Origin of the sequence: Streptococcus sp. HMSC36C04 (assembly GCF_001839535.1) — a bacterium.
Classification (GTDB): Bacteria; Bacillota; Bacilli; order Lactobacillales; family Streptococcaceae; genus Streptococcus; species Streptococcus hominis.
In genome coordinates, this window is record NZ_KV841579.1 from 1 (window position 1) to 6,673 (window position 6,673).

A 6,673-nucleotide genomic window follows, 5' to 3' on the forward strand; every position below is an offset into this window, starting at 1 on the left:
AATAAATGTTGCACTTATTCTTGCAATTTATCTTTTAAAAAAACGCCAATCGGCGTTTTTACATTTCCTAAGGCTCAATTCTGTGGAGCATACGTGGGAATGGAATGGCTTCACGGATGTGTTTCGTTCCTGCAACAAATGTCACCATACGTTCCAAACCAAGTCCAAATCCAGCATGAGGAACTGAACCATATTTACGAAGATCTAGATAGAAAGCATAGTCATCAGGGTTCAGACCATTTTCTTCAATCTTCGCTAATAATTTTTCATAGCTTTCTTCACGAGCTGAACCACCAATGATTTCTCCATAGCCCTCTGGTGCTAAAAGGTCTGCACAAAGCACACGTTCTTCGTTACCAGGAACAGGTTTCATATAGAAAGCCTTAAAGCTAGCAGGGTAGTTCACAACGAAAGTTGGCACACCAAAATAGTTTGAAATCCAAGTTTCGTGTGGTGACCCGAAATCATCATCTCGTTCGATATGCTCATACTCAGCTTCTTCATCATTTTCGTATTCTTGTAAGAGGTCAATTACTTCATCGTAAGAAATACGTTTGAAGGGTTCTGCTACGTATTTTTTAAGAAGATCAGTATCACGTTCCAACACTTCAAGCGCATGTGGTGCACGATCCAAAACTCCTTGAATCAAAGCCTTCACATAAGCCTCCTGAAGATCAAGCGACTCATCATGAGTAACAAATGGATATTCTGCATCCATCATCCAGAATTCTGTCAAATGACGACGTGTTTTAGATTTTTCGGCACGGAAAACAGGACCAAAGTCAAATACACGACCAAGTGCCATAGCACCTGCTTCTAAGTAAAGTTGCCCAGATTGACTTAGAAAGGCAGGGGTTCCAAAATAATCTGTTTCAAAAAGCTCTGTGGAATCTTCCGCTGCATTTCCTGATAAAATCGGACTGTCAAATTTGATAAAGCCGTTGCGGTCAAAAAATTCATAGGAAGCATAGATAATTGCGTTGCGAATCTGCATAATTGCCATTTGCTTGCGTGAACGTAGCCATAAATGACGGTGATCCATCAAAAAGTCTGTTCCGTGTTCCTTTGGTGTGATAGGATAATCATTGGACTCTCCAACGATTTCAATATCCGTCACGTCTAATTCATATCCAAATTTTGAGCGCTCATCTTCTTTGACGATTCCTTTTACCAAAACAGCTGTTTCTTGGTTCAAGTGTTTGATGATATTAAATTTATTCAAACCCTCTTCTTCACCAAATTTTTCAAGGAAATTTGGCTTGAAAGCCACAGCTTGAAAAAAAGCTGTACCGTCACGCAATTGCAAGAAGGCAATCTTTCCCTTTCCAGATTTATTGGCAACCCAAGCACCAATCGTCACTTCTTCTCCGACATGATTTTTAACATCCATAATTGAAGTATATTTTGTTAACACGTTTTTTCTCTTTTCTATTTTATTTTTTATGATAAACAGCCTCAATGTTGTTCCCGTCTGGGTCTATCACAAAAGCCGCATAGTATTTTTACGTTCGCCAGGTGCACCATTATCCTTTCCTCCAGCAGCCAAAGCTGCTTGATAGAAAGCATCTACTTCTTGACAAGTTTGAGCACTAAAGGCAAAATGCATCGACTCTTGTTGACCAACATTTAGCCAAAAATCACCACCTGGATCCACATCTCGCGGTTCTGTGAAATTAACGACTTGCCCCGTATCAAATTGAAGGTGATAATTTAAAGGAGTTAAAGTGGCTTGATAGAAAGCTTTAGAAATTTCTAAATTCTTTACCTTAAGGGTAAAATGATCGATCATTTTTTAACCCTCCATAAACGCCTTGATACGATGAACGGCCTCTTTCAAGGTATCCATATCCGTCGCATAGCTCAGGCGAACATTCTCTGGCGCACCAAAGCCAGCACCCGTTACAAGAGCGACACCTACTTCTTCTAGAATAGCTGTTGTAAATTCTGTCACATCTGAATAGCCTTTCATTTCCATTGCTTTTTTTACATTTGGAAAGAGGTAAAACGCTCCTTGCGGTTTCACCACTTCAAAGCCAGGAACTTCTGCAAGCAAAGGATAAATGGTATTGAGACGTTCTTCAAAAGCCTGACACATGATTTCAACAGTATCTTGAGGACCCTTTAGAGCTTCAATCGCCGCATATTGGGAAGCAGCGGTTGGATTAGAAGTCGTTTGTCCAGCCACTTTACTCATCGCTGCAATGATTTTTGGTTCTCCAACAGCATAACCCAGCCTCCAACCAGTCATCGAATACGACTTAGATACACCATTGATAACAATTGTCTGCTTGCGAATAGCTTCAGATAAGCTTGAAATCGGTGTAAATTCATTTCCATTGTAAACCAAGCGGCCATAAATATCATCTGCCAAAATGAGAATATCATGCTCTACAGCCCAATTACCTATCGCTAATAACTCTTCAGCAGTATAAATCATTCCCGTTGGATTAGAAGGAGAATTGAGCACCAAAACTTTCGTTTTCTCTGTTCGAGCAGCCTCTAATTGCTCAACGGTCACTTTGAAATGATTTGCTTCTGTCGTTTGAACAAAAACTGGTACCCCTTCTGCCATCTTAATCTGGTCGCCATAACTAACCCAGCACGGTGCCGGAATAATCGCTTCATCACCTGGATTGATGACACTCATAAAAAAGGTATAAAGGGAGAACTTTGCACCCGTTGCAACGGTCACTTGATTTGGTTTAATCGTATAACCATAGTATTTTGCAAAATATGCTACAATTGCTTCCTTTAATTCAGGCAGACCACTGGTAACCGTATAAAAGCTAGCTCTACCGTCTTTTATTGCAGAGATAGCAGCATCTTGAATATTCTTCGGAGTTGGAAAATCTGGCTCTCCCAAAGTCAGCGAAAGGATATCACGACCTTGTGCTTTTAAAGCTTTTGCGCGCGCTGCTGCTGCTAAGGTTACACTTTCTTCCATATCTAAAACACGATTTGATAATATCATAGCCCCTCCTTGCTGAGCAATGTTCCTGTTTCAAATCCAACATTATAATAAATTGTTCCAGACTTGACTTCCCAGATTGGTTGCTCTTTTACATAGCCAAATGTCACTTTATCAATTTGTTTGGCACCACTCTCTTTAGCGATTTGTTTTGCTTTTTCTTGACTAATCCCTTTGGACAACTCATAAGTATAGATTTTATCACTATCTGCTTCTATTAGAACAGCAAGCTGCGTCTTTTTACGATTTTTCCCCAAAAGACTATAATAACTTTTTTCACCGTTATAAATAGCAAAGCGATCCACTTTATCCAAATCCGCATATTGACGAGCAATTCTACTAGCCGTTACCTTAGCTGATTGGTAAGGATCCATAGATAGATTTAAAATGTAAAGAAAAGAAAAAGTGAGAACGACCAAAACTATCATACTTCCGATAATATATTGCCAAATAATGAAATTTCTATCATTTTTTCTTCTATTTTTCACTCGTCCATTATACTATAAATAAGGATTTTTTTCTATCTTTTTCTAAAATTTGATTTTATTACTACTTATTGATAAAATACAGTTATGGACAAACTAACAAAACTTTTTCAAGAAAATCGTCTTGATTTAAAAACAATGATTGTTTTAAATAAAGCTATTCGCACGATTCGACCTTTTGAAAATCAAGCGGCAAAGCAACACAAATTGACTCCAACTCAATTTTCAGTCTTAGAAACCCTTTATAGCAAAGGGAACTTACGCATTCAAGACTTAATTGATAAAATGCTTGCGACATCTGGAAATATGACCGTTGTCATCAAAAATATGATACGGGACGGTTGGATTTTTCGTACCTGTGACCCATCTGATCGACGTTCTTTTTTAGTCGGATTGACACCAGAAGGACGTAGTAAAATTGAAGCGGTTCTTCCAGAGCATATTCAAAATATCCAGCAAGGATTAAGGATTTTAACAGAGCAAGATAAAGAAGATTTGATTCGAATTTTAAAGAAATTTAAAAATTTGAGCTAATTTCTTGCTAACTAGTGATATTTGTTGTAACATAAAAAGGTACAAAAGAAAAGGAGAGTGACTTATATGTCTAAAAAAGTACTATTTATCGTCGGGTCTCTTCGCCAAGGCTCATTCAACCATCAGTTAGCTTCTCAGGCTGAAAACATTCTTGCTGACAAAGCTGAAGTTTCTTATCTTGATTTCAAAGATGTTCCATTTTTCAACCAGGATATTGAAAGCCCAGCTCCTGCGGCTGTTGCCAAAGCTCGTGAAGAAATTCTCGCTGCTGATGCTATCTGGCTCTTCTCACCAACCTATAACTGGGCAATTCCAGGAGTTGTTAAAAATCTCTTAGATTGGCTATCACGTGCACTTGACCTTTCAAACCCATCAGGGCCTTCTGCTCTTAATGAAAAACTTGTAACAGTTTCCTCAGTAGCCAATGGAACTTCTCCAGATGAAGTTTTCAAACATTATCGCAGCCTTCTTCCATTTATTCGCATGAAAGTTGTTGAACCATTTACTGGTGTTGCTGTAAACCCAGAAGCCTGGGGAACTGGTCAACTGACAGTTTCCGAAGAAAAACAAGCTGAACTCGCAGCTCAAGCTGAAGCATTATTAGCTGCTATTGACTAAAATAAGCAAAAAATGGAATGACACTTTTACATCATTCCATTTTTATTTTACTCCTTAACAAAGACATAGGTATTTATCGTAGACAAATCCTCTCGGAAAGCAAAGCCTGCAAATTGCAATTGTTTGATTTCTTCTTTGCTTCTTACTTGGCTTTCAATTAAAGCTGTTAAAAATTGCCCTCGCGCCTTCTTAGAAATAGTTGAGTGAACTTTCAAACTTCCTTCTCTATCTTCTAAAAATTTAAACCGAAGCATCTTATCACGCACAGATTTGGAAAACACCGTCTCAAACTCATTTGATAACAGAGACAAAATCATTTCCTCACCTGAAATAGCTGCATCATAATCGTTGCGCCAATAATTTTTTAGGCTTTTGCCAGAAATAGTACATTTCGCTGAAAAATCCAATCGATGAGGTGAAATCAACGCCATAGCTGGCATAACACCATATAGACCAGAAGTGATGAACAAATGCTTGTCTACATACCTCGACTTTTTCTCCGTTAAATCACTTCTTTTGATGTTTCGATACATAAGACCATCAAATAAATGTAGTGCTGGGTAAGTCAAGGCTTGCCCATTTTTTAATTGTTGAAAATGAACATACTCCTCTTCTGCTCGTTCCAGACCAATATGATAGAAATCTGCTAATTCTTCAATAGAATACTGTGACAGACTAGCTACAATTGTTTTTGTTTGCTCTGAAAGAAAACACTTGCCATGAGGTTTAAGGCTAAGATTCATTTCCTTTGCAGTTGGAATTAAAATTTTCATAATCTTATTGTATCAAAAGTTATTTTGCAGAACAAATGATTTTTCTCTTGACATTAGACAATTGTTATCATATAATCTAGTTATTAAGACTAGATAAGAAAGAGGTGGATATTTTGGAAATCACAAAATTCCCAACTTGGGAAGAACTACCAGAGTTAGATCTTTATCTTGATCAGGTTCTCCTCTATGTGAATGGTGTCAACGAACAAGCATTTCATAGCACGGATAAGCCTTTAACGGCTGCTATGGTCAATAATTATGTGAAACACGCCCACATTCCAAAGCCAATTAAGAAAAAATACAATCGTGTACAGATTGCTCGTCTGATTGTATTGACGACGTTAAAACCTGTCTTTCCAATACCAGATATTATCAAGACGATTCAACTTCTGGTAGACGAAAAAGATTCGGCCACTCTTTATAATGAATTTGTTAATTGCATGCAAGAAGAAAAAGCTGACACAGTCGCACCTGCTATTGAAGCAGCTTGCCAAACGGTGAAATTATTTCATCAAACAAAAAAATTAGCTCTAGCCTTAGAAAGAGGTAAAACAAATGAATCAAACGCTTAAACTCAGCAAACAACTCAGCTTCGGGGAAGAAATTGCCAATGCTGTCACTCACGCTGTTGGGGCTGTGGTTATGTTAGTACTGCTTCCTATCTCAGCCATTTACAGCTATGAAGAACATGGTATGCTTGCAGCTGTCGGAGTTTCAATTTTTGTCATCAGTTTATTTCTGATGTTTCTTTCTTCAACGATTTACCATTCAATGAGCTATGGTTCTACGCATAAGTATATTCTACGGATCATCGATCATTCAATGATTTACATTGCTATTGCGGGAAGTTATACGCCAGTCGTACTATCTCTTATGAACAATTGGTTGGGTTATCTTATTATCACAATTCAATGGGGAACGACCATTTTTGGTATTTTGTATAAAATATTTGCTAAAAAAGTTAATGAAAAATTTAGCTTGGCACTTTATCTTATTATGGGCTGGTTAGTGATTCTGATCATTCCGCAAATCATTGGTCAAACGGGACCTATTTTCTGGGGATTGATGTTAGCTGGAGGACTCTGTTATACTGTTGGTGCAGGATTTTATGCTAAGAAAAAACCATATTTCCACATGATTTGGCACCTCTTTATCCTAACTGCTTCTGCACTTCAATATCTTGCTATTGTCTATTTTATGTAAAACATTTTAAAAACAATCATTCTCTAAGTCGCTCTTCTTAGCAGAATGATTGTTTTTTTATGATAAATTGTAAAATATAGTGCAACAAAAAA

Annotated in this window: 8 protein-coding genes and 1 pseudogene; 4 read left to right on the top strand and 5 right to left on the bottom strand. The window is 37.6% G+C overall.

Features of this window, described 5'->3' with window-relative positions; translation table 11 throughout:
* Nucleotides 1-67: 67 nt before the first annotated feature.
* From asnS to HMPREF3249_RS01660, 4 genes and pseudogenes are all read right to left on the bottom strand, one after another.
* The gene (gene asnS / locus HMPREF3249_RS01645) at nt 68-1,390 is read right to left on the bottom strand and encodes an asparagine--tRNA ligase (protein WP_070867447.1); all 1,323 of its coding nucleotides are present in this window, start codon (nt 1,388-1,390) and stop codon (nt 68-70) included.
* A gap of 43 nt (nt 1,391-1,433) precedes the next feature.
* Nucleotides 1,434-1,789: pseudogene (locus tag HMPREF3249_RS01650) on the bottom strand (VOC family protein).
* Between the two features lie 3 nt (nt 1,790-1,792).
* Nucleotides 1,793-2,971 carry a pyridoxal phosphate-dependent aminotransferase gene (locus HMPREF3249_RS01655; RefSeq protein ID WP_049533152.1) on the bottom strand — a complete coding sequence of 393 codons (1,179 nt, stop codon included), beginning with the start codon at nt 2,969-2,971 and terminating at the stop codon, nt 1,793-1,795.
* On the bottom strand, nt 2,968-3,456 hold the full coding sequence (locus HMPREF3249_RS01660; protein WP_049533153.1) for a cell wall elongation regulator TseB-like domain-containing protein: 489 nt from the start codon (nt 3,454-3,456) through the stop codon (nt 2,968-2,970). The genes HMPREF3249_RS01655 and HMPREF3249_RS01660 overlap by 4 nt, the downstream gene beginning before the upstream one ends.
* 84 nt (nt 3,457-3,540) lie before the next feature.
* Between HMPREF3249_RS01660 and HMPREF3249_RS01665 the strand changes: the two genes are divergently transcribed.
* Both HMPREF3249_RS01665 and HMPREF3249_RS01670 read left to right on the top strand, forming a co-directional pair.
* Entirely contained in the window at nt 3,541-3,987 is a 447-nt protein-coding gene (locus HMPREF3249_RS01665) for a MarR family winged helix-turn-helix transcriptional regulator (protein WP_003029623.1), read from the top strand.
* A gap of 66 nt (nt 3,988-4,053) precedes the next feature.
* Nucleotides 4,054-4,605, top strand: coding sequence for an NADPH-dependent FMN reductase (locus tag HMPREF3249_RS01670; protein WP_003041996.1), 552 nt, complete (start codon nt 4,054-4,056; stop codon nt 4,603-4,605).
* Between the two features lie 47 nt (nt 4,606-4,652).
* On the opposite strand, the gene yaaA is transcribed toward HMPREF3249_RS01670, so the two are convergent.
* Complete coding sequence (gene yaaA / locus HMPREF3249_RS01675) at nt 4,653-5,378, bottom strand: peroxide stress protein YaaA (RefSeq protein WP_003042208.1); 726 nt, start codon at nt 5,376-5,378, stop codon at nt 4,653-4,655.
* Nucleotides 5,379-5,491: 113 nt separating this feature from the next.
* Between yaaA and HMPREF3249_RS01680 the strand changes: the two genes are divergently transcribed.
* The gene (locus tag HMPREF3249_RS01680) at nt 5,492-5,950 is read left to right on the top strand and encodes a DUF1836 domain-containing protein (RefSeq protein ID WP_049533154.1); all 459 of its coding nucleotides are present in this window, start codon (nt 5,492-5,494) and stop codon (nt 5,948-5,950) included.
* The gene (locus HMPREF3249_RS01685; protein WP_049533155.1) at nt 5,934-6,581 is read left to right on the top strand and encodes a PAQR family membrane homeostasis protein TrhA; all 648 of its coding nucleotides are present in this window, start codon (nt 5,934-5,936) and stop codon (nt 6,579-6,581) included. The genes HMPREF3249_RS01680 and HMPREF3249_RS01685 overlap by 17 nt, the downstream gene beginning before the upstream one ends.
* Nucleotides 6,582-6,673 lie beyond the last annotated feature (92 nt).